The organism is Paraburkholderia sp. HP33-1 (genome assembly GCF_021390595.1).
Taxonomy (GTDB): domain Bacteria; phylum Pseudomonadota; class Gammaproteobacteria; order Burkholderiales; family Burkholderiaceae; genus Paraburkholderia.
Map to the genome: position 1 here is coordinate 255,081 of NZ_JAJEJR010000001.1, position 20,857 is coordinate 275,937.

The following is a 20,857-nucleotide window of genomic DNA, read 5'->3' on the forward strand; positions in this document are numbered from 1 at the left end:
CCGCGACGCTGTGCACGGCACTCGGCATTCCCTCGCGCGACTGAATGAATCTCATACGGACTGCTCATCATGTCTCAGTCATCGCAACAGAACGACGCGTACTACGCGCACTACCACTCGCTGCGTTTGCAGCGTCATCCGCACGGCGTGCTCGAAGTCGTGATGAGCGGCGAGGGCGCGAATAAAAGCGGGCTTGCGACCGCGGACGAGCGCATGCATTACGAACTCGCGGAGATCTGGCGCGACATCGATCGCGATCCCGACACGCGCGTCGCGATCATCCGCGGCGAGGGCAAGGGCTTTTCGGCCGGCGGCGACCTGCAGCTCGTCGAAGACATGGCTAACGATTTCGACGTGCGCACGCGCGTGTGGCGCGAAGCGCGCGACCTTGTCTACAACGTGATCAACTGCGGCAAGCCGATCGTGTCGGCGATGCACGGTCCGGCGGTCGGCGCGGGGCTCGTCGCGGGGCTGCTCGCCGATATCTCGATCGCGGCGAAGACGGCGCGCATCATCGACGGACACACACGCCTCGGGGTCGCCGCGGGCGATCACGCGGCGATCGTCTGGCCGCTGCTGTGCGGGATGGCGAAGGCGAAGTACTACCTGTTGCTGTGCGAGCCGGTGAGCGGCGAGGAGGCGGAACGCATCGGGCTCGTCTCGCTCGCCGTCGACGAAAGCGCTCTGCTGCCGAAGGCGTTCGAAGTCGCGCGCAAGCTCGCCGACGGTTCGCAGACCGCCATCCGATGGACCAAGTACGCGCTGAACAACTGGCTGCGCTCGGCGGGCCCGGCGTTCGATACGTCGCTCGCGCTCGAATTCATGGGCTTCGCGGGGCCGGATGTGCGCGAGGGCCTGAACTCGTTGCGCGAGCGGCGTGCGCCGGATTTTGGCGCGGGCGATCCACAACAGCCCAAACGATCGTGATGCCACGCCCCGCACGGTATGATCGAATCAACGCGCGCGGCTGCGCGCATCCCCCATATCTTCAAGCACCGAGGCGACTAGCATGACCGACACCACTGGCGGTACGCCGCCCTTTTCCGGCTTTCCCGGTTTTCCGCCCGCTGAAATGCTCGATCGCATGTGGAGCATGATTCGGCTGTCGCCGTTCGGTGCTGCCATGACGGGCGCGCAGCCGGGTGGCGACACGAGTCCGTCGCTATCGATGATGTCCGACATGATGGCGCCGCTCACCAGCGTCGAAGAGCTCGACAAGCGCATCACCGACATGCGCGCGGTCGAGCAATGGCTGAAGCTGAATCTGAGCATGCTGCAGTCGGCGATCCAGGCGCTCGAAGTGCAGCGCGCCACGCTCGCGACGCTGCGCGCGTTCGGCGCGTTCGCGCAATCGTCGATGTCGCAGCCCGCGGCTGCTGGGTCGAGCTCCGTGGCGAGTGGCGCACCGAGTCCTGCTTCGAGCCCCGCGCCCACGCCGAGCTGGGCGAAGCCGGCCGAGCCCGCGCCCGACAAGATCCCGGCAGCGGATAGCGACGAAGAGGAAGCGCCCGCGGCGCCCGCGTTCGATGCATCCGCGTGGTGGAATCTGCTGCAATCGCAGTTCAACCAGATCGCGCAGTTCGCGATGACGCAGCCGTCCGTAGCGGTCGCCGCGGCGGGCGGGGGCACGCAGGGCAAGCCGGGACAGTCGAACGCCGCCGGAGCGCCTGGCGTCGGCACGCCGGGCGCCGAAGCGCCAAACGCGAAGGCTGCCGCCAAACGGCCGGCCGCGAAGCGCCCAGCGACGTCAACGAAGCGTGCGGCCGGCGAAGCCACGCGCGCGGCAACGCCGAAAAAGTCGTCCTGAACGGGCGGTGCGGGCAGCTCGCTCGCACCGGGTGCGATAGCGACGCATCGTCCCCCGTTTTTGCCCCCATGCCGGCGCCGGCGATTTCCGTCCGCGTGTATGGCCGACTTTATTGAGAGAAGTCAACACCACAGCACGTTCGCACCGCTTCTGTCACGGGTTCCGTGGGGTGCGCGTGCTATGATTGTGTAAGCTTGATCAGGCTTTGGGGCGTGCGCTGAGAAGAACCAATCCCGCTGCCCTCGCGTCATTTGCCGCCGGTACTACCGGCGCAGGGCTGGACGGTGCGGTTGTGGAGCCGAACTGGCTCGACCTCAGGCAAAGGGTATCCCCCACACATGGTTGGCTGCGGCACCTGATTCACGCTTCAGGCGCCAATTCAAAAGCCCGGACTTCTTTGTTGCCCGATGCTTCTGGGCGGCCGGTTGGCGCGTAAAATTGAATGCTTGGCCGATAAACGGCACGCCCGTTCGTCGTAGGTAAAAACGGCTACACGTAGCAGCAACAGACACACACAGTATGTGCAGAACAGGGGTGGGACTATGAACACCATGCTTTATCCGGAACTTTATAAATCGCTCGAATCCGTTCGATGGGACATGGAGAAGGACATCCCCTGGGACAAATTCGACGCGTCGCTGTTGACCGACGAGCAGGCCGCGACGATCAAAATGAATGCGATCACCGAATGGTCGGCGTTGCCCGCCACGGAAATGTTTCTGCGTGACAATCATCACGACAGCGATTTCTCCGCGTTCATGAGCGTGTGGTTCTTCGAGGAGCAGAAGCACTCGCTGGTGCTGATGGAGTATCTGCGCCGCTTCAAGCCGGAACTGGTCCCGACCGAAGAAGAACTGCACGCGGTGCGCTTCGAGTTCGACCCCGCGCCGCCGCTCGAAACGCTGATGCTGCACTTCTGCGGCGAAATCCGCCTGAATCACTGGTACCGCCGCGCTGCCGAATGGCACACCGAGCCGGTCATCAAGCACATCTACGAAACCATCTCGCGCGACGAAGCCCGCCACGGCGGCGCGTATCTGCGCTACATGAAGAAGGCGATGGTGCAAACCGGCGACATCGCGCGTGCTGCGTTCGCGAAGATCGGCGTGTTGATGGCGTCGGCGCGTCGTACTGAGAAGCCGCTGCACCCCACCAACCTGCACGTGAATCAGGCGCTGTTCCCGCGCGACACGATCCAGTCGCGTCTGCCGGATCCGGAATGGCTCGAGCGCTGGCTCGACGAGCAGATCCGTTTCGACGACGGCTGGGAAAAGAAGGTCGTCGAGCGCATTCTGCACAACCTGTCGCTGCTGTTCGAGCGCACGTTCAACACCGCGCAGGAACTGAACCGCTATCGCAAGGAAGTGGTCGCGCGCCTGCAAGCCGCGGATCAGAACCCGGCGCATCAGCAGCCCGCGTAACGGCTCGGGCGTTGACATCAACGTCGGCGCCGTGATCCGGCGGTTTCAGTACAGTTTCAAAAGGCGGTCCGGCAGGCGCGAGCTTGCCGGACCGTTTTGCTTTGCGCCGTCCACCGTGTATCGTGACGGCACTTTGCATTCCTCTTTCCGTAACTCCGCAACTCTGTGACTGTGCGATGACCGCTATCTTTGAACGCAAGATTCTGACGCGCGATGCCCTGGTGAAACTGCGTCCTTCGCTGCGCGCGCCCGTCGTGTTTACGAACGGCGTGTTCGATATCCTGCATCGTGGTCACGTGACCTATCTGGCCGACGCGAAGGCGCTGGGCGCGTGCCTGATCGTCGGGGTCAATAGCGACGCGTCGGTGCGGATGCTCGGCAAGGGCGACGACCGTCCGATCAACAACGAGGCCGACCGCATGGCCTTGCTTGCGGCGCTGGAAAGCGTCGACTACGTGGTGGGCTTCGGCGAGCAAACGCCGGTCGAGCTGATTGCCGCGCTGCGCCCGGACGTGCTCGTGAAGGGCGGCGACTACGACATGGATGCGTTGCCCGAATCTGCGCTCGTGCGCGGCTGGGGCGGCAAGGCGCTCGCGATTGCGTTCGAGCACGATCGCTCGACGACCGCGCTGTTGAAGAAGGTGCGGGCACAAGGTTGACGCTGCTGATTGCCGCGGCAAAGCGCGGCGGAGCGCTGAACAGAACATCTAACCACACTCGTCGCTCACCTCGTTACTGCGGCAACTCCGAGGTCGAAATCGGCGCCTGCGGCGCGGGTCCGCCGACCACCGCCTGATCGGCCGTATCGGCGGCGCTGACCGGCTGCACCTTCAGCCAGTCCGGATGAATCTGGCGGTTCAGAAGATTCGGCTGGCGTCCGCCGGCGATGGGCGCCGGGCCGAAGGCGCCACGCAGCGCGACGAAAGCCAGCACGTTGACAACAATCAGTATCGCGATCGGCCAGCGAATCATTGTGGGTGTTTCCAATCCAGGAAGAAGTTGAGCTGGGGGCGCGTGTCACACGTACGTCACGCGCCAGGCAATCAGACACGCTGCCGCGCCGCATCCTCGGCGGCGATCAGCGCAAGCCCCGACAGCACCAGCGAATCGTGGCGAGTATGCGGCACTTTCAGCGCGCTCGCCACTTCGTCGGCGGCGCCGCCGCTGACCACAAGACGCACCGGCACCTGCCACTCGTCCTGCAGATCGCGCCACATCCGCTCGATCAATCCCGCCTGCGCCAGTGTGCAGCCCGCCGACAGCGAATGCGGCGTATCCGTCGCGAAGAACGGACCCCGACGGGCCGCCTCGGCCGCGTCGAGCAGACCGCGCGCGCGCGCGGCGTCGAGTGTCGGCAGTTGCGCGGTGTGCTCGCCGAGCGAACGCATCATCAGCGTCCAGCCCGGCGCAATTAATCCGCCGATAAACGCGCCGTCCGCGCGCAACGCCTCGAGCGTCGTCGCGGTGCCGAAGGTCGCGAGCAGCAGATGCTCGCCGGGAAAGGCCGCGTGTGCGCCGATCATGCCGGCCCAGCGGTCGCTGCCGAGCGAGTGCGGTGTCGTGTAGCAATTCGTCACGCCGCATTGTTGGGCGCTCGCGCGGATCGTCGTGAGCGGCAGTTGCGGCCAGTGCGCCTCGACGAGCGCGGCGATGTGCCTCGCCATCTCCGTGCCCGCGACGTTGGAGAGCCACGCGCCGCATGGCGTCGGCCAGTCAGCCCAATCGGCCTGCGAACCAGACCGCGTGCGTGGTGCGGCAACGTCGTCATGCGCGAGCGCACCAGTCGCCAACTGCGTCCCATCCGGCTGCATCAGCGCCCACTTGATCCGGCTATTGCCCGCGTCGATCAGCAGATAAGGCGCGTGCCCTGTCATGCGGCACCGTCGGCTAGGCGCAGCGACACGTCGCCGGTCGCGATGCTCTGGCGGCCGTCGGCCGTGTCCAGCAGCAGCAGGCCTCGTTCGTCGACGCCTGCCGCCACGCCACGCGCGAGCTCCTCTCCTTGTTCGAGCAGCACGACGTCGCGGCCCGCGTACGCATGCACCGCGTTCCAGCGCGGCTGGAACGGCGCGAAGCCTTCGGCGCCGAAGCGCTGCAGCATCGGCTCGAGCGCGTTCAGCTCGGCGGCGAGCGTGTCGGTCAGATTCGCGTTCGGCAGCGCGCGCTGCAACGCGGTGGGCGCCGTGCCGCGTGCCTGCGGCGGCACCTCGGCGTTCAGCGCGCCGACCTGCGCCGCAAGTTCGTCGGCGCCCTTCACGTTGGTGCCGATGCCGATCACGACCGCGCTCGCGTCGTCGGTGCTCCACGCGGTTTCGATCAGGATGCCGGCGAGCTTGTCGCCTTCGAGCAGCACGTCGTTCGGCCACTTGAGTGCAATCTGCCCGGGACCGGCGACCGGCAGCGAGCGCAGCCCGTCGACGAGCGCGACGCCCACCGCGAGGCTCAAGCCCGCGAGCCCCTCGAGCGGTCGCGGCAACACGCAGGCCACCGAAAACAGCAGCGCGTTGCCTGGCTCCGCGTACCACGGACGCCCACGGCGGCCGCGCCCGGCCGTCTGCAGATACGCGACGCGCACGATCGGCCGCGGCAGTGCGTTGGCGCGGCGCGGCAGTGCTTTTACGCGGGCCATCAGGTCGGCGTTGGTCGAGCCGGTTTCCTCGACGATTTCGATCGGCCAGTCGTGCGCGTGCGCACCGAACAGCTTGACCGCGCGTTCGCGATCGATGCGCCAGTCAGTGCTGGCGCTTGCCACTGCGGGCGGGGAGGTGGGAATCTTGGAGGCATTCATGTCTCATATTGTAGCGACAGCAAAGATGATCGGGACTTGACGCGGACCAACTTGGATCAGTGCGGACCAGCGGCCGAGCCTTCGCTACAATGGCCCGTAATCCTATAACCAGATTCACACGATCCTTGAACCACGACACTCCGCCCGGCCTTGAAGTCGCGGCCGGCAGGCAAGGCAAGATCGTCCGTCTCTCGGGCCAGTGGACGGCGCTCGCGCTCGCTCGCGATCGCGATCGCGACACCGGGCAGGTGATTCCGCTGCTGCGTTCGCTGACCGGCGCGCAAGGCATCGGCGAGTGGGACCTGTCGCGCGTCGACCGGATGGACCACGTCGGCGGCCAGGCGCTGTGGCGCGTGTGGGGCCGCAAGATGCCGCCCGGCACCGCGCTCACCGACACGCAGCGCGACATCTTCGAGCGCATCGCGCTGCTCGACTCGGTGCGCGAGAGCGCCGAGCCGGTCACGCGCCTCGATCCGTTCACACGTCTCGGGCTCGGACTCTTCTCGTTCCTCGAGCATATGCAGGGCGGCGTCACGATGCTTGGACGCGTCGTGCTTGATCTGCTCGCGATCGCACGCAAGCCGAAGCTGACGCCGTGGACCGAAATTTCCGCGAACATCTACAACGCCGGCGCCCGCGCGCTGCCGATCACCGCGCTCGTCGCGTTCCTGATCGGCATCGTGTTGAGCTATCTTTCGGCACAACAATTGCGCATCTTTGGCGCTAACCAGTTCATCGTCAATATTCTCGGCCTCGCGGTGATTCGCGAACTCGGCCCGGTCTTGTCGGCGATTCTGGTGGCAGGCCGCTCGGGCTCGGCGATCACCGCGCAGATTGGTGTCATGCGCGTGACCGAGGAGCTCGACGCGATGCGCGTGATGGGCATCCCGCACGGTCTGCGGCTGATCCTGCCGCGCGTGATCGCGCTGGCCGTCGCGATGCCGCTGCTGGTCATGTGGACCAACATCATCTCGCTCACGGGGGGCGCCCTCGCCGCGAAGCTCGTGCTCGGCATCGAAATGAGCTTCTTCGCGCGGCAGCTGCCGAGCGTGGTGCCGATCGCGAATTTGTGGATCGGCCTTGGCAAGGGCGCGGTGTTCGGTATGCTGATCGCGATCGCCGGCTGTCATTTCGGCTTCCGCATCAAAGCCAATTCGCAAAGTCTCGGCGAAGGCACGACGACCTCGGTGGTGACCTCGATCACCATCGTGATTCTCGCGGACGCGGTGTTCGCGATCCTCTTCCAGAACGTGGGGCTCTGATGATCGCGCCACTGACCGAAGCCGTGCGCGGCCAACCCGTGCCGTCGATTGCCGAACCCGTGATCGAGGTGATCGACATCACCAAGCGCTACGGCCGCAACATCGTGCATCAGCATCTGAGCTTCGACGTGCGGCGCGGCGAGATCGTCGCGGTCGTCGGCGGCTCGGGCTCGGGCAAGACCACGCTGGTGCGGCAGATTCTCGGCCTCGAGCGGCCGTCGAGGGGCACCATCAGGCTGTTCGGCGAAGACCTGTCGAGCATCTCGCCGGAAACCGCGCTGCTGATGCGCAGCCGCTCCGGCATGCTGTTCCAGCGCGGCGCGCTGTTCTCGTCGCTGTCCGTGTTCGACAACGTCGCGCAACCGGTGCGCGAGCTCGGCAAGGTGCCCGAAGACTTGCTGCGCGACATCGTGATGCTGAAGCTCGAAATGGTCGGGCTGCCATGCAAGCATGCGTCGAAGATGCCGGCGGCGCTATCGGGCGGCATGATCAAGCGGGTCGGTATCGCGCGCGCGATCGCGCTCGAACCCGAGCTGCTGTTTCTCGACGAACCGACCGCCGGCCTCGACCCGCAGGCGTCCGACGAATTCGTCGAGCTGATCTCCGGGCTGCATCGCGCGCTCGGTCTCACCGTCGTGATGATCACGCACGATCTCGACACGATGGTCGCGCTATCGACGCGCGTGGCCGTGCTCGCCGATCGCAAGGTGCTCGTCAACGCGCCGGTCGAGGAGGCGGCGGGCGTCGATCATCCGTTCATCCGCGAATATTTCCTAGGCCTGCGCGGGCGCCGCGCGCTGCAGGCGCTGCCGCCGGAGCGCCGCGCGAAGCTGCCGCAGGCGGCACTCGAGCCGGCGTCGTCCGAGTTGCCGCTGTGAAGCCGGCCGCCGTGAACGAGGCCGCAATGAACCAGGAAACCTGACAATGGAAAACAAAGCGCATGCGTTCTGGGCCGGGCTCTTCACGGTCGTGCTGACCGCGGCGATCGGGCTGGCCGCGTATCTGTTCAACGTCGATCGCACCGTGCGGGTGCCGTACGACCTGATCGCGCGCACCAACGTGACCGGCCTCTTCGTGGACGCGGCGGTGCGCTTTCGCGGGCTCGACGTCGGCCGCGTGCAGTCGATCAAATTCGATCCGGAGCATCCGGGGCAGATCCTGATCCGCATCAATGTCGACGAGCACGCGCCGATCACGCATTCGACGTTCGGCAGTCTCGGGCTGCAGGGCGTGACCGGCATCGCGTTCATCCAGCTCGACGATACCGGGCGCGACCTGACGCCGTTGCCGTCGTCCACGCACGAGGTTGCGCGATTGCCGATGCGCCCGGGTCTGCTCGATCAGCTGCAGCAACGCGGCGACGTGCTGCTGCGCAAGCTCGAAAAAGTCACCGATAACGTGAACGACATGCTGTCGCCGGAAATGGTCGACCAGTTGCACGAAACGGCGGCGAGCATTGCGCAGGCGGCCTCGGGTGTCGCGACGCTGACCCGCCAGTTGGGGCCTGTCGCCGGTAAGCTGCCCGGGACGATCGACGAACTGAATCGCACGCTCACGTCGACCAACCAGATGATCACGAATCTGCAGCGTCCGGACGGGCCGTTGGTACGCAATCTGAACAAGGCAGGCACGGCGGCGCAGCAGGCAGGCGACGCGCTCGCCCAGATGAACGTCTCGCTGCAGGACCTGTCCGCGCGGGTCGGCTATGAGACGCTGCCGCGCGTGAATTCTCTGACCGAAGACGTGCGCTCGGCGGCGCAGTCGATCGACCGCGCCGCCGACACCTTCAGCACCAATCCGCGCAGCGTGCTGTTCGGCGCGCCGCGCGCGGCGCCGGGTCCGGGCGAGGCCGGCTTCACGTGGCCCGCCGCCGGCGCCGCGCCTGCATCCCACTAACTCCGCAGGCTAGAACAGAGGAAGATGCCCATGTCACGCTCGATTCACCGACTGTTGTCCTCGCGCGCCGCGCTCGCGGCGCTGCTCGCGTTCGGCGCGCTGGCGGCGGGCTGCGCGGGCTCGTCCGCGGTGGTGTCGGACATCCGCTACGACTTCGGGCCGCCGCCGCAGAGCGCCGCCGCGAGCAGGCTGCCGGCTATCAAGGTGCTCGACGTCGGCGCACCGCCCGTGCTCGAAACCGACCGGCTGATCTATCGGCTGAGCTACGTCGACGCGCAGCAGACGGCCCCCTATGCGAACAGCCACTGGACGATGATGCCGTCGCAACTGTTGACGCAGCGCCTGCGCAACGCGCTGAGCGCGCGCGGTACCGTCCTGACCGGCGCCGACGGCGTGAACGCGCCGGTGCTGCGGGTCGATCTGACCGAGTTCGAGCAGGTGTTCGACAGCCAGGCGGACAGCCACGGCGCGATCACCGCGCGCGCGACGCTGATGCAGGGCGGCAAGGTGATCGGCCAGCAAACCTTCGTCGCGAGCGCGCCGGCGCATTCGGCGGATGCGGCCGGCGGCGCGCGGGCGCTCGCCGCGGCCAGCGACGACCTCGTCGCGCAGATCACCACGTGGCTCGGCTCGCAGGCGCTGGTTGCCGCGCAATGACGGGCGGGCAGCGCACGCGACGGAGCGCTGCATGAGCGAACGCGGGCGCCGCCGCCGCCCGCCAGGCCCCGACGCCTCTGTAGCCCGGTCGCTATAATCGTCCGCACAACGGGCGCTCCTCTTCACACATGACCGTGCGCTGACGGCGCCCTTGCACCTCCTCTCAGCCTTGCTTTGCTCCCCCTGACATCATGGACTCCTTCTACAAGCACCACGTCTTCTTCTGTCTGAATCAGCGCGAACCCGGCGCCGAGCGTCCGAGCTGCGCGAATTGCAACGCGCAGGCGATGCAGGAGTACGCAAAAAAACGCGTGAAGCAGCTCGGCCTCGCCGGTCCCGGCCAGGTGCGTATCAACAAGGCCGGCTGCCTCGATCGCTGCGAGCTGGGCCCGACGCTCGTCGTGTATCCCGAGGCTGTCTGGTACACCTATGTCGACGAAAGCGACATCGACGAGATCGTCGAATCGCATCTTGCGAACGGCAAGATCGTCGAGCGTCTGAAGATCGATCAATAACGCGAACCACAAAACGATCCGCAGGCATCCTGATGAACGTCAACACGAAGAAGTATCTGATCGACGGCCCGGTCGGCAAGATCGAGGTCGCGCTGGACCTGCCCGACGACGTGCGCGAAAAAGGCGCCGCGCCGCGCGGCATCGCGCTCGTCGCGCATCCGCATCCGCTCTTTGGCGGGACGATGGACAACAAGGTCGCGCAGACGCTCGCGCGCACGCTCGTACAGCTGAACTACGTCACGTACCGGTCGAATTTCCGCGGCGTCGGCCAGACCCAGGGCGAGCACGACGCGGGCGTCGGCGAGCGCGACGACCTGTACGCGGTACTCGAGCACATGCGCGCCGATGCGGATTACGGCGACCTGCCGCTCGTGCTCGCGGGCTTTTCGTTCGGCACCGTGGTGCTGTCGCATGTAGCGGCGAAACTGCGCGACGAAGGGCAGGAGATCGAGCGCATCGTGTTCGTCGGTACCGCGGCGAGCCGCTGGGACGTCGCGCCGGTTCCCGAGAGCACGCTCGTGATTCACGGCGAAGTCGACGAGACCGTTCCCATTCAATCCGTTTACGACTGGGCGCGCCCGCAGGAATTGCCGATCGTCGTGATTCCGGGCGCCGAGCATTTTCTGCATCGCAAGCTGCATATCCTGAAGCGGATCATCGTCGACGCCTGGCGCTGAAAACACGCGTCGCGCGCGTTTTGCAGGGGACAGGTGCGCGCAAACGTGTGCAAATCAGCGCTGCGCGCGCGAAATTGACTAGGTAGCGCGCGTATAATGGGCGCTCTTTTTTTGGGCACAGCGCCGGCCTTCCGGCAGATTCGCGCGCCGCGGAGTCGTTTCGCGAGACAGCGCGGCCGGGTGCGCAGCGCTGTGCTCGCGAACCGATTGCGTCGCCGTCAGTCGAACGGGCGCCGCGCCGTTTTACGGCCCGATGCCCCGTCGATCGGCTCCCCCAACTCCGCGCGCTGTCGCGCAACGAATTTTTCTGCACGAACCGACCTTATGCGTTTCTCCTCCTCTGGCCGCACGTCATTCCCGTCTGTCGCTTCTTTCATTTCCCCTTCGCTTAATCGTGCCATTGCCGTCAGCCTCATGCTGCCGGCCACGCTCGTCGCGAGCACCGCGTTCGCGCAGGTGCCGCCGCCTGGCGTCAACGCGCGCTCGTGGGTGCTCGTCGACGCGACCAGCAACCAGGTGCTCGCGTCCGCCAATGCCGACGAGCGCGTCGAGCCGGCATCGCTCACCAAGCTGATGACCGCGTATCTCGTGTTCGAGGCGCTCGACACGAAGAAGATCACGATGGACCAGAGCATCGAGCCGAGCGAAGCCGTGCGCCGCGTGCGCAACGACGAATCGCGCATGTTCATCGAGGCGCTCAAGCCGGTGACCGTGCACGACCTCGTGTACGGCATGATCGTGCAGTCGGGCAACGACGCGGCGATCGCGCTCGCCGAGCTGGTGGGCGGCAGCGAGGCGCAGTTCGTCAACATGATGAACACCGAAGCGCAGAAGCTCGGCATGACGCACACCCATTTCGCCGACGTGAACGGCATGCCCGACCCGCAGCACTACACCACGGCGGGCGATCTCGCGATCCTGTCGGCGCGCCTGATCCGCGACTATCCTGACTACTACAACATCTTCTCGGTCAAGGAATTCACCTACAACAAGATCAAGCAGCCGAACCGCAACCGTCTGCTGTGGATCGACCCGAGCGTCGACGGTCTCAAGACCGGCCACACGCAAGCCGCCGGCTACTGCCTGATCGCGAGCGCGAAGCGTCCGCTGCCGGGCGCGACCGATGCGTCGCGCCGCCTCGTCTCGGTGATGATGGGCGAGCAGAAGGAGCACGACCGCGTCCAGGACAGCCTGAAGATGCTGAACTACGGCTACACCGCGTACGACACGACGCGTCTGTACAAGGCGAACCAGGTCGTGGCCACGCCGCGCGTCTACAAGGGTGCGAAGGACAGCGTGCAGGTCGGCGTGAAGGGCGATCAGTACATCACGCTGCCGAAGGGCGCGGGCGACAAGGCGAAGCCGCAGATCGAACTCACCGATCCGCTGGTCGCGCCGATCGCGAGCGGTCAGCAGGTTGGCACCGCAAAGCTCGTCGCCGACGGCAAGGTGCTCGCGCAGATCCCCGTGGTCGCGCTGCAGCCGGTTCCGCAAGCTGGTGTGGTCGGCCGCGTGTGGGATTCGCTGCTGCTGATGTTCAACAAGAAGAAGTAAAGGCTACGTCGCAATGCCGGCTGTCTGCGACGATTCGCTCGACGCCGGCTGGCGGGAGCTGATCGGGCGCGGTGAATGCAACGTATCAGCGAGCCAAGGCCGCCAAAGCGGCCGCGGTGGAAGAAGGAGTAGAGAATGAATCCCGAGAACGACTCACTGTTTGAGTTCCCCTGCGATTTCCCGATCAAGATCATGGGCAAATCGCACCCCGAGTTTGCCGCGACGATCGTCGAAGTGGTGCGCCAGTTCGATCGCGACGTCGATCCGTCGCGCGTCGAGACGCGGCCGTCGAGCAGCGGCACCTACACGGGGCTGACCGTCCACGTGCGCGCGACGAGCCGCGCGCATCTCGATGACATCTATCGCGCGCTGACCGGCCATCCGATGGTCAAGGTCGTGCTGTAACCCGGCACGCGTTTTTTTCACCTCACGGCGCGACGCGCAACGCGTCCGCCGTCGCTCCCTCCGCCGCGAGGCGCGCACTCGCCGCGGGACCCGCCTCGCAGGCGAGATCGAACAGCAGCCTGAAGCGCGCCACCTCGTCGAACACCCAGTCGCGAAACGCCTTGACCCGCGCGGTCTCCAGCATCCGCGGCAGGCAGATGAAATAGTATTGCCACGGGCTTGGCCCATCCACATCGAACAGCCGCACGAGCCGGCCTGCCGCGATTTCATGCATCGCGAGCGAGCGGCGCGTGAGCGCGACCCCCTGGCCGTCGATGGCCGCCTGCAGCAGATTCGACGAATCCTGATACAGCGCGCCGCGCTTCGGCTCCGGCCAGTCGGTCAGGCCGGCGGCGTCGAACCACGGGCGCCAGAGCTCGTCGTCGGAGCGCAGCAGCGGGACTTTGGCGAGATCGGCCGGGGTTTGCGGCAGCTTGCCGCCGTTGAAGTTGGGCGAGCAGGCCGGGAAGAAAATCTCGTCGAGCAGCAGCTCCGAGTGCAGCCCCGGATATTTGCCGAAGCCGAAGCGGATCGCGACGTCGACGTCGTCGCGCGCGAAGTCGGTCAGCGCATTGGTGGTTAGCAGCTCGAGATCCCACTGCGGATGCGCCTCGATAAAGCTGCCGAGGCGCGGCGTCACCCAGCGCGCTGCGAACGACGTCAGCATCGATATCACGAGGCGCCGCTCGCGGTCGCCGGCGCGGATCGAGCGGGTCGCGTCGGCGAGTTCCATCAGCGCGGCGCGCACCTGCGTGGCATAGCGGCGGCCGGTTTCGGTGAGGCGCACGCGCTTGCCGTCGCGCGCGAACAGCGACACGCCGAGTTCGGCCTCCAGCGCACGGATCTGGTGGCTGACCGCGCCGTGCGTGACGAAGAGCTCATCGGCGGCGCGCGAAAAACTTTCGTGGCGGGCGGCGGCTTCGAACGCCTTGATCGCGTTCAGTGCGGGGAGTTGACGAAGGTCCATCGCAATATTTCTCACATAGACGTGAAAATTGATCGTTTTGCCCAAGTCCTTGCTGCACCTAGGATTCTAGTCATGAAACGATTTTTGGCGAGGGCATCATGCGAGAAATTTCCTCTAGCATTGCGTATGAAATCCGCACGGACGACACGCTGCCGCTGAAGGTGGCGCGCAGCACGAAGCTGAGCGTGAGCGGCGGCGCGGTGTGGGTCACGCGCAGCGACGACACGATGGACTACTGGCTGCAGCCCGGCCACACGCTGCATCTGCGGCGCGGCGAGCGGCTCTGGCTCAGCGCCGAGGGGGCCCCGTTTGCGAAGGTCACGTTCTCGGTACCCAAGCGCTGCGACGAGCGCGCGCTGAACTGGCTTGCGCGCATCGGCGAGCGCTGGATGATGCGCGTGAGCAGCGGCTGGCGCACAGTTTGACCGTGGTGCGGCCGGAACGCGGTGTCTAGCGAAGGGGCTGGCGGCGCGCCAGCCCGCTGTCTCATGTTCCCTGCCCCGTCGGGCGCGGTTTTCCAGATTTCGGTAAACTCCCGGAATCATGTGCGCCACCCCGGTTTCTCCGTCTCCTCAGCCTGCCATCGAGCCGCCCACGCTGCGCTGGCTCGGCCGCGAACCCTACGAAGCCAGTTTCGACGCGATGCGCGCGTTCACCGACGCCCGCACCGCCGACACTCCCGACGAAGTCTGGCTCGTCGAACATCCGCCCGTCTTCACACTCGGCCAGGCCGGCGATCCGGCCCACCTGCTGGCGGCCGACAGCAGCATTCCGCTCGTCAAGGTCGACCGGGGCGGACAGATCACGTATCACGGACCCGGACAGGTGGTCGCGTATCTGCTGCTCGACCTGCGCCGGCGCAAGCTGATGGTGCGCGAGTTGGTCACCCGGATCGAGCAGGCCGTGATCGACACCCTGGCGGCGTATAATCTCGCCGGAGAACGCAAGGCGGGCGCCCCCGGCATCTACGTGGCGCCCGGGCCCGACGCCGGAGCGCATGCCGGCGCGAAGATTGCGGCGCTTGGTCTGAAAATCCGCAACGGCTGCAGCTATCACGGCGTGAGTCTGAACGTGAACATGGACCTGCGGCCGTTTCTCGCGATCAATCCATGCGGCTACGCGGGGCTCGAAACAGTCGACATGGCGACGCTCGGCGTCGCCGCAGGCTGGGACGACGTGGCCCGTACCCTCGCAGCAAGTCTCACCGCAAACCTCGACGGCAATCCCGCGGCCGTCGCCCAACCGCAGGCTGGTGCGCTCACCGCCTGACTGGATCGAACGAATGACTGACGTAACCGCGAATCCCGCAGCAGCCACCCCCGCACCCGAAGGCGTGCCGGCCCTCGCCGCCTACGACGCCACCGCGAAGCAGAAAGCGCAAGCCAAGACCGCGCGCATCCCGATCAAGGTCGTCCCGATCGAAAAGCTGAAGAAGCCGGACTGGATCCGCGTGAAGGCGGCCACGGGCAATTCGCGCTTCTACGAAATCAAGCAGATCCTGCGCGAGCACAACCTGCACACGGTTTGCGAGGAAGCGAGCTGCCCGAACATCGGCGAATGCTTCGGCAAGGGCACTGCGACCTTCATGATCATGGGCGACAAGTGCACGCGCCGCTGCCCGTTCTGCGACGTCGGCCACGGTCGTCCCGATCCGCTCGACGCCGACGAACCGGCCAACCTCGCGCGCACCATTGCCGCGCTGAAGCTGAAATACGTCGTGATTACCAGCGTCGATCGTGACGACCTGCGCGACGGCGGCGCGGCGCACTTCGTCGAATGTATCCGTCAGACGCGTGAGCTGTCGCCGCAAACGCGCATCGAAATCCTGACGCCGGACTTCCGCGGCCGCCTCGATCGCGCGCTCGGCATCCTGAACGCCGCGCCGCCCGACGTGATGAACCACAACCTCGAAACGGTACCGCGTCTGTACAAGGAAGCGCGCCCGGGTTCGGACTACGCGCATTCGCTGAAGCTGCTGAAAGACTTCAAGGCGCTGCATCCGCACGTCGCGACCAAGTCCGGCCTGATGGTCGGCCTCGGCGAGACCGAAGAGGAAATCCTGCAAGTGATGCGCGATCTGCGCGAGCACGACGTCGACATGCTGACGATCGGCCAGTATCTGCAGCCGTCGGAGCACCATCTGCCGGTGCGTGCGTATGTGCATCCGGACACCTTCAAGATGTACGAGGAAGAGGCGTACAAGATGGGTTTCACGCACGCCGCGGTGGGCGCGATGGTTCGTTCGAGCTATCACGCCGACGTGCAGGCGCATGGAGCCGGCGTGGTCTGACGCGCCGGCGCCTCGCTTCACGCACGCAGAAATGAAAAGCCCGCCGATGTGCGGGCTTTTCATTTAGACCGCCCTTTTATCAGCAAGGAAACGACACGTGGCAACTCCGATGGATCGAGGGATCTCCGCGCAATGGCCTTATCCGCGGCTCGTCGCGCATCGCTGCGGCGGCACGCTCGCGCCGGAAAACACATTGGCCGGTTTCGACGCCTGCGTGCGCTACGGCTATCGCATGGTCGAATTCGACGCGAAGCTGTCCGCCGACAACGCGCTGTTCCTGCTGCACGACGACGAGCTCGATCGCACGACCAACGGCCACGGGCCGGCGGCCACCCACACATGGCAGGAACTCTCCGTTCTCGATGCCGGCGCGTGGCGCGGCGCTGAGTTCGCCGGCACGCGACTGCCGACGCTGGCCGACGCAGCGCAACGTTGCGCGCGCGACGGCATCGCCGCGAACATCGAGATCAAGCCGTGTCCGGGCCGCGAAGTCATAACCGGCACCCTGGTCGCCCAAGGCGCGCTCGCGCTGTGGCAAGGGCAGACACCGCCGCTGCTGTCGTCGTTCTCGTTCGACGCGCTCGCCGCCGCGCGTGCTGCCGCGCCGTCGCTGCCGCGCGGCATGCTGTTCGAGCAGGTGCCTGCGGACTGGCTGGACATCGTGCGCGAACTCGACTGCGTCTCGCTGCACGCGAGTCACCGTTATCTGAGCGAGCCGCTGGTCGCGCAGATCCGTGCGGCCGGGCTGCGGGTGCTCGCCTACACGGTGAACGACCCGGCGCGCGCGCGATTGCTCGAACAATGGGGCGTCGACATGATCTGCACGGATCGGATCGATCTGTTGGCGTGACGCCGCGCTTGCAAGTGCCGCACAAACCCGTGCGGGTTTCCCCGCAAGTGCGCGCCCCCTCGATTCCGGATTCCCCGACGGCGGTCGTCCGGATTTCCGGAAACCCGGACGGCGCGCGCCGAGCCTTGGCGAAAAATCCATAATAATCAAGGCTCCCAGTCCGATATTGAACTGGCATCGACCTTGCGAAAGAGAGCGGGTGGCCGCCACGGCCCGACAAAAAAGCAAGGAGACAACGATGTCCGATTTCCCTTCCCGGTATTTCTGAATTCGTCGCCTTGTAGGGGCCCGCTACCGTGCGCCCGCGCGACGATGTTTCGTTCGCGTAGCGCGCATCGCGGCGGCTCATCAGCTCATTTCCCTCGCAGGAATCATCGTGAAGAAACCTATCCATAAAGTGCTGTACGTCCAGGTGATCGTGGCGATCATCATCGGTGTCGTGCTGGGCCATTTCTACCCTAATCTCGCCATCGACATGAAGCCGCTCGGCGACGGCTTCATCAAGCTGATCAAGATGGTGATCGGGCCGATCATCTTCTGTACTGTGGTGACGGGCATCGCCGGCATGGAGGACATGAAGAAGGTCGGACGCGTGGGCGGCAAGGCGCTGCTGTACTTCGAAATCGTCTCGACCTTTGCGCTCGTGCTCGGCCTCGCTGCTACGCACCTGCTGCGTCCGGGCGCCGGTTTCAACGTTGACCCGGCCTCGCTCGACGGCCGCGCCGTCGCGTCGTATGCCGAGAAGGCGCACGGCCAGTCGACCGTCGACTTCTTCATGCACATCATTCCTGACACGCTCTCGTCGGCGTTCGCGCAGGGTGAAATCCTGCAGATCCTGCTGATCGCGCTGCTGTTCGGCGCCGTGCTCGCGACGGCCGGTGAGAAGGGCAAGCCCGTGATGAACCTCATCGAAGGGATCTCGCACATCCTGTTCGGGATGGTGCGCATCATCACGAAGCTCGCGCCGATCGGCGCGTTCGGCGCGATGGCCTTCACGATCGGCAAGTACGGCATCGGTTCGCTGCTGCCGATGCTCAAGCTGGTCGGCACGTTCTATCTGACCTCGATCGTGTTCGTGGTATTCGTGCTCGGCGCCATCGCGCGGATGGTGGGCTTCAACATTCTGCGTTTCGTCGCGTACATCAAGGAAGAGTTGCTGATCGTGCTCGGCACGAGCTCGTCCGAAGCCGCGCTGCCGCAGTTGATGCTGAAGCTCGAAAAGCTCGGCTGCTCGCGTTCGGTGGTGGGCCTCGTGGTGCCGACCGGCTACTCGTTCAACCTCGACGGCACCAACATCTACATGACGATGGCGGTGCTGTTCATCGCCCAGGCCACCAACACGGACCTCTCGTGGGGCCAGCAGCTCACGCTGCTCGCGGTGACGATGCTGACCTCGAAGGGCGCGAGCGGCGTGACCGGCGCGGGCTTCATCACGCTTGCGGCAACGCTTGCCGTCGTGCCGACGATTCCGCTGTCGGGCATGGTGCTGATCCTTGGCATCGACCGCTTCATGAGCGAGTGCCGCGCGCTGACCAACATCGTCGGTAACGGTGTCGCGACGGTCGTCGTGTCGGCCTGGGAGAAGGAGCTCGACCGCAAAAAGCTGAACGCGGTGCTGCGCGGCGATGTGGAAGTCAAAGAGTCGGCCGGCGTTTGAGCCGCGCCTCGCTGTTCCTGTCTTGACCGGCGCGGACGCTGACGTATGAAACCGGCCTCCGCGCGTCGGTCTGAGGGCGACCCCTTGCCGCCCTATGCCACAATGTCCGATCCCAATCGATCGGACATTGCCACCGTGACCCGCCGCCTGCTGATTCTCTTCGCGCTCGCAACCGGGCTCGCGGCGGCCTGCTGGCTCACCTATAGCCTCGCGTGGAAAAGCGGCGTCGACACGCTGCGGCGCAACGCCGCCGTGCGCGCCGAGCGTACCGCGAGCGCGCTCAAGAGCACGCTCGAGCGCTACGAGTCGCTGCCTTATCTGCTCGGCGAGCATCCGATCGTGCAGGACGTGCTGATCGATCCGAATCCGGCCAACGTCAAGCGCGCGAATCTCTATCTCGAAGACCTGAATCGCCACGCGCGCGCAACGGTCACCTACATCATTTCGCTCGATGGCTACTGCGTCGCCGCCAGCAACTGGCGCGAGCCGGGCAGCTTCGTCGGCGCGAGCTATCAGTTCCGGCCATATTTCGTCGAGGCCCTGAACGGCGGCGTCGGCCGCTTTTTCGGCATCGGCACGATTTCACAGGCGCCCGGCTACTACATCTCGCAGCCGGTGCGGCGAGACGGCAAGATCGTCGGCGTGGCGGTCGTCAAGCTTGATCTCGAATGGTTTCAGGGCGTCGGCGCGTCCGAGCCGCTCGTCGTCACCGACGATCACGGCGTGATCTTCCTGTCGTCGGTGCCGGCGTGGAAGTACCACACGATCCGGCCGCTGCCCGGCCAGGTTGCCGATTCGATCTACCAGACGCGCCAGTACGCGCAGCAGCCGATCGCGCCGCTGCCGGTGACGATCGAGCGCACACTCGAAGGCGATGCGCATATCGTGCGCATCGGCGGCGGGCGCTCCGCGCCGCGCTACCTCGCGTCGCGGCGCAGTATGGGCGAGCCGGACTGGCATCTGATCACGATGTCGCCGGTCGATCCTGTCGATGCCGACGCACGCAAGGCGACCATCGTCACCGGTTTCGGCTATGTGTCGGTGGTGCTGCTCGCGTTCTACTGGCGCATGCGGCGCGCGCGTGTGCGCGAAATGATGCGCAGCCGCGCGCTGCTGCAGAAGGCGTATGCCGAGCTGAACGAGCGCGTCGCCGAACGCACCGCCGATCTATCCGAGGCGAACGAGCAGTTGCACAAGGAAGTCGCCGAGCGCACGCGCGCCGAGCAGGAGTTGCGCGCCGCGCACGACGAGCTGATCCAGGCGAGCAAGCTCGCCGCGCTCGGCCAGATGGCGGCCGGCATCACGCACGAGCTGAATCAGCCGCTCGCCGCGCTGCGCAGTTTCTCGGACAACACGCGCGTGCTGCTCGAACGCGGCGATCAGGTATCGGCGCGCGAGAATCTCGAAGCGATCGCGGCGCTCACCGAGCGCATGGGCAAGATCACGAACCAGCTGAAGCTGTTCGTCGGCCGGGCGCGGCCGCGCAGTGCGCGCGCGCCGCTCGTGCGGGCGTTGCGCAATGTCGTCGCTTTGCTGCAGAAGCGTCTGCAGGGTGTCGAGCTCGAATTCGTGCTGGTCGATGCCGACGCCGGAACCGCCGTTGCGCCAGGCGGCGCGCGCACACCGCTGAATCTTGCCGACGATCATCCGGAGCTGGTCGCCAATTGCGACGATCTACGGCTCGAACAGGTGCTGATCAACCTGCTCGGCAACGCGCTCGACGCCACCGCCGGCATGAGCCCGCCGCGCATCACGATCGAGGTCGAGGCAGGCGTCGCGAATCTGTCGATCGTGGTCGTCGACAACGGCCCCGGCATTCCCGACGACGTGCTGCCGCACCTGTTCGAGCCCTTCTTCACGACGAAGGAAATGGGCCAGGGGCTCGGCCTCGGCCTTGCGATTTCATCGTCGATCGCGCGCGATTGCGGCGGCTCGCTCGTCGCGCGCAACGCACCGTACGGCGGTGCATTATTCGTGTTGACGTTACGTCGCGCGCGCGTGCAGGCGAGCTCCACGCACGATCCGCTTACCGCTGGCTCCTGATTTCAGATCGAAGCATCACCCGGAACACG

Annotated in this window: 22 protein-coding genes; 18 read left to right on the top strand and 4 right to left on the bottom strand. The window is 65.9% G+C overall.

The features are described 5' to 3' along the window. Nucleotides 1-69: 69 nt before the first annotated feature. From L0U81_RS01150 to rfaE2, 4 genes are all read left to right on the top strand, one after another. Complete coding sequence (locus L0U81_RS01150) at nucleotides 70-927, top strand: enoyl-CoA hydratase/isomerase family protein (RefSeq protein ID WP_233799772.1); 858 nt, start codon at nucleotides 70-72, stop codon at nucleotides 925-927. Nucleotides 928-1,009: 82 nt separating this feature from the next. Continuing rightward, nucleotides 1,010-1,807 carry a PhaM family polyhydroxyalkanoate granule multifunctional regulatory protein gene (locus L0U81_RS01155; protein WP_233799773.1) on the top strand — a complete coding sequence of 266 codons (798 nt, stop codon included), beginning with the start codon at nucleotides 1,010-1,012 and terminating at the stop codon, nucleotides 1,805-1,807. Nucleotides 1,808-2,349: 542 nt separating this feature from the next. Then, on the top strand, nucleotides 2,350-3,228 hold the full coding sequence (locus L0U81_RS01160) for a ferritin-like domain-containing protein (protein ID WP_233799774.1): 879 nt from the start codon (nucleotides 2,350-2,352) through the stop codon (nucleotides 3,226-3,228). Nucleotides 3,229-3,404: 176 nt separating this feature from the next. Continuing rightward, the gene (gene rfaE2 / locus L0U81_RS01165) at nucleotides 3,405-3,887 is read left to right on the top strand and encodes a D-glycero-beta-D-manno-heptose 1-phosphate adenylyltransferase (protein ID WP_233799775.1); all 483 of its coding nucleotides are present in this window, start codon (nucleotides 3,405-3,407) and stop codon (nucleotides 3,885-3,887) included. A gap of 73 nt (nucleotides 3,888-3,960) precedes the next feature. On the opposite strand, the gene L0U81_RS01170 is transcribed toward rfaE2, so the two are convergent. From L0U81_RS01170 to L0U81_RS01180, 3 genes are all read right to left on the bottom strand, one after another. Further along, a complete protein-coding gene (locus tag L0U81_RS01170) occupies nucleotides 3,961-4,200 on the bottom strand; it encodes a hypothetical protein (protein ID WP_233799776.1) in 240 nt (79 codons plus the stop codon). A gap of 71 nt (nucleotides 4,201-4,271) precedes the next feature. Beyond that, entirely contained in the window at nucleotides 4,272-5,102 is an 831-nt protein-coding gene (locus tag L0U81_RS01175; protein ID WP_233799777.1) for a type III pantothenate kinase, read from the bottom strand. Further along, nucleotides 5,099-6,016 carry a biotin--[acetyl-CoA-carboxylase] ligase gene (locus L0U81_RS01180; RefSeq protein WP_233799778.1) on the bottom strand — a complete coding sequence of 306 codons (918 nt, stop codon included), beginning with the start codon at nucleotides 6,014-6,016 and terminating at the stop codon, nucleotides 5,099-5,101. The genes L0U81_RS01175 and L0U81_RS01180 overlap by 4 nt, the downstream gene beginning before the upstream one ends. Nucleotides 6,017-6,141: 125 nt before the next feature. Here L0U81_RS01180 and L0U81_RS01185 point away from each other — a divergent pair, with 125 nt between their 5' ends. From L0U81_RS01185 to L0U81_RS01220, 8 genes are all read left to right on the top strand, one after another. Continuing rightward, nucleotides 6,142-7,278, top strand: coding sequence for an MlaE family ABC transporter permease (locus tag L0U81_RS01185; protein ID WP_233799779.1), 1,137 nt, complete (start codon nucleotides 6,142-6,144; stop codon nucleotides 7,276-7,278). Continuing rightward, the gene (locus L0U81_RS01190; protein WP_233799780.1) at nucleotides 7,278-8,156 is read left to right on the top strand and encodes an ABC transporter ATP-binding protein; all 879 of its coding nucleotides are present in this window, start codon (nucleotides 7,278-7,280) and stop codon (nucleotides 8,154-8,156) included. The genes L0U81_RS01185 and L0U81_RS01190 overlap by 1 nt, the downstream gene beginning before the upstream one ends. 46 nt (nucleotides 8,157-8,202) lie before the next feature. Next, entirely contained in the window at nucleotides 8,203-9,174 is a 972-nt protein-coding gene (locus L0U81_RS01195; protein ID WP_233799781.1) for an MlaD family protein, read from the top strand. 30 nt (nucleotides 9,175-9,204) lie between these two features. Continuing rightward, a complete protein-coding gene (locus L0U81_RS01200) occupies nucleotides 9,205-9,831 on the top strand; it encodes an ABC-type transport auxiliary lipoprotein family protein (RefSeq protein ID WP_233799782.1) in 627 nt (208 codons plus the stop codon). Between the two features lie 191 nt (nucleotides 9,832-10,022). Further along, nucleotides 10,023-10,346: a (2Fe-2S) ferredoxin domain-containing protein gene (locus L0U81_RS01205; protein WP_062125718.1), complete on the top strand. Its 324-nt coding sequence runs from the start codon at nucleotides 10,023-10,025 to the stop codon at nucleotides 10,344-10,346. 32 nt (nucleotides 10,347-10,378) lie between these two features. Next, nucleotides 10,379-11,023, top strand: a complete 645-nt coding sequence (locus L0U81_RS01210; protein ID WP_233799783.1) for an alpha/beta hydrolase — start codon at nucleotides 10,379-10,381, stop codon at nucleotides 11,021-11,023. 324 nt (nucleotides 11,024-11,347) lie between these two features. Then, complete coding sequence (locus tag L0U81_RS01215; RefSeq protein WP_233799784.1) at nucleotides 11,348-12,577, top strand: D-alanyl-D-alanine carboxypeptidase family protein; 1,230 nt, start codon at nucleotides 11,348-11,350, stop codon at nucleotides 12,575-12,577. 135 nt (nucleotides 12,578-12,712) lie between these two features. Next, nucleotides 12,713-12,982, top strand: coding sequence for a DUF493 family protein (locus L0U81_RS01220; RefSeq protein WP_233799785.1), 270 nt, complete (start codon nucleotides 12,713-12,715; stop codon nucleotides 12,980-12,982). Between the two features lie 22 nt (nucleotides 12,983-13,004). Here L0U81_RS01220 and L0U81_RS01225 read toward each other — a convergent pair whose 3' ends face one another. Then, on the bottom strand, nucleotides 13,005-13,988 hold the full coding sequence (locus tag L0U81_RS01225) for a transcriptional regulator GcvA (protein ID WP_233799786.1): 984 nt from the start codon (nucleotides 13,986-13,988) through the stop codon (nucleotides 13,005-13,007). A gap of 98 nt (nucleotides 13,989-14,086) precedes the next feature. Here L0U81_RS01225 and L0U81_RS01230 point away from each other — a divergent pair, with 98 nt between their 5' ends. From L0U81_RS01230 to L0U81_RS01255, 6 genes are all read left to right on the top strand, one after another. Further along, nucleotides 14,087-14,413 (top strand): DUF2917 domain-containing protein, encoded by a 327-nt coding sequence (locus L0U81_RS01230; RefSeq protein ID WP_233799787.1) that lies wholly within the window; start codon nucleotides 14,087-14,089, stop codon nucleotides 14,411-14,413. Nucleotides 14,414-14,531: 118 nt separating this feature from the next. Beyond that, nucleotides 14,532-15,257: a lipoyl(octanoyl) transferase LipB gene (gene lipB, locus L0U81_RS01235; protein WP_233799788.1), complete on the top strand. Its 726-nt coding sequence runs from the start codon at nucleotides 14,532-14,534 to the stop codon at nucleotides 15,255-15,257. A 13-nt stretch (nucleotides 15,258-15,270) separates the two neighbouring features. Next, on the top strand, nucleotides 15,271-16,278 hold the full coding sequence (gene lipA / locus L0U81_RS01240; RefSeq protein ID WP_233799789.1) for a lipoyl synthase: 1,008 nt from the start codon (nucleotides 15,271-15,273) through the stop codon (nucleotides 16,276-16,278). 109 nt (nucleotides 16,279-16,387) lie between these two features. Then, nucleotides 16,388-17,128, top strand: coding sequence for a glycerophosphodiester phosphodiesterase (ugpQ, locus tag L0U81_RS01245; RefSeq protein WP_267956876.1), 741 nt, complete (start codon nucleotides 16,388-16,390; stop codon nucleotides 17,126-17,128). A 376-nt stretch (nucleotides 17,129-17,504) separates the two neighbouring features. After that, complete coding sequence (locus L0U81_RS01250) at nucleotides 17,505-18,785, top strand: dicarboxylate/amino acid:cation symporter (RefSeq protein ID WP_233799791.1); 1,281 nt, start codon at nucleotides 17,505-17,507, stop codon at nucleotides 18,783-18,785. 45 nt (nucleotides 18,786-18,830) lie between these two features. Then, nucleotides 18,831-20,828 (top strand): sensor histidine kinase, encoded by a 1,998-nt coding sequence (locus L0U81_RS01255; RefSeq protein ID WP_233799792.1) that lies wholly within the window; start codon nucleotides 18,831-18,833, stop codon nucleotides 20,826-20,828. Nucleotides 20,829-20,857 lie beyond the last annotated feature (29 nt).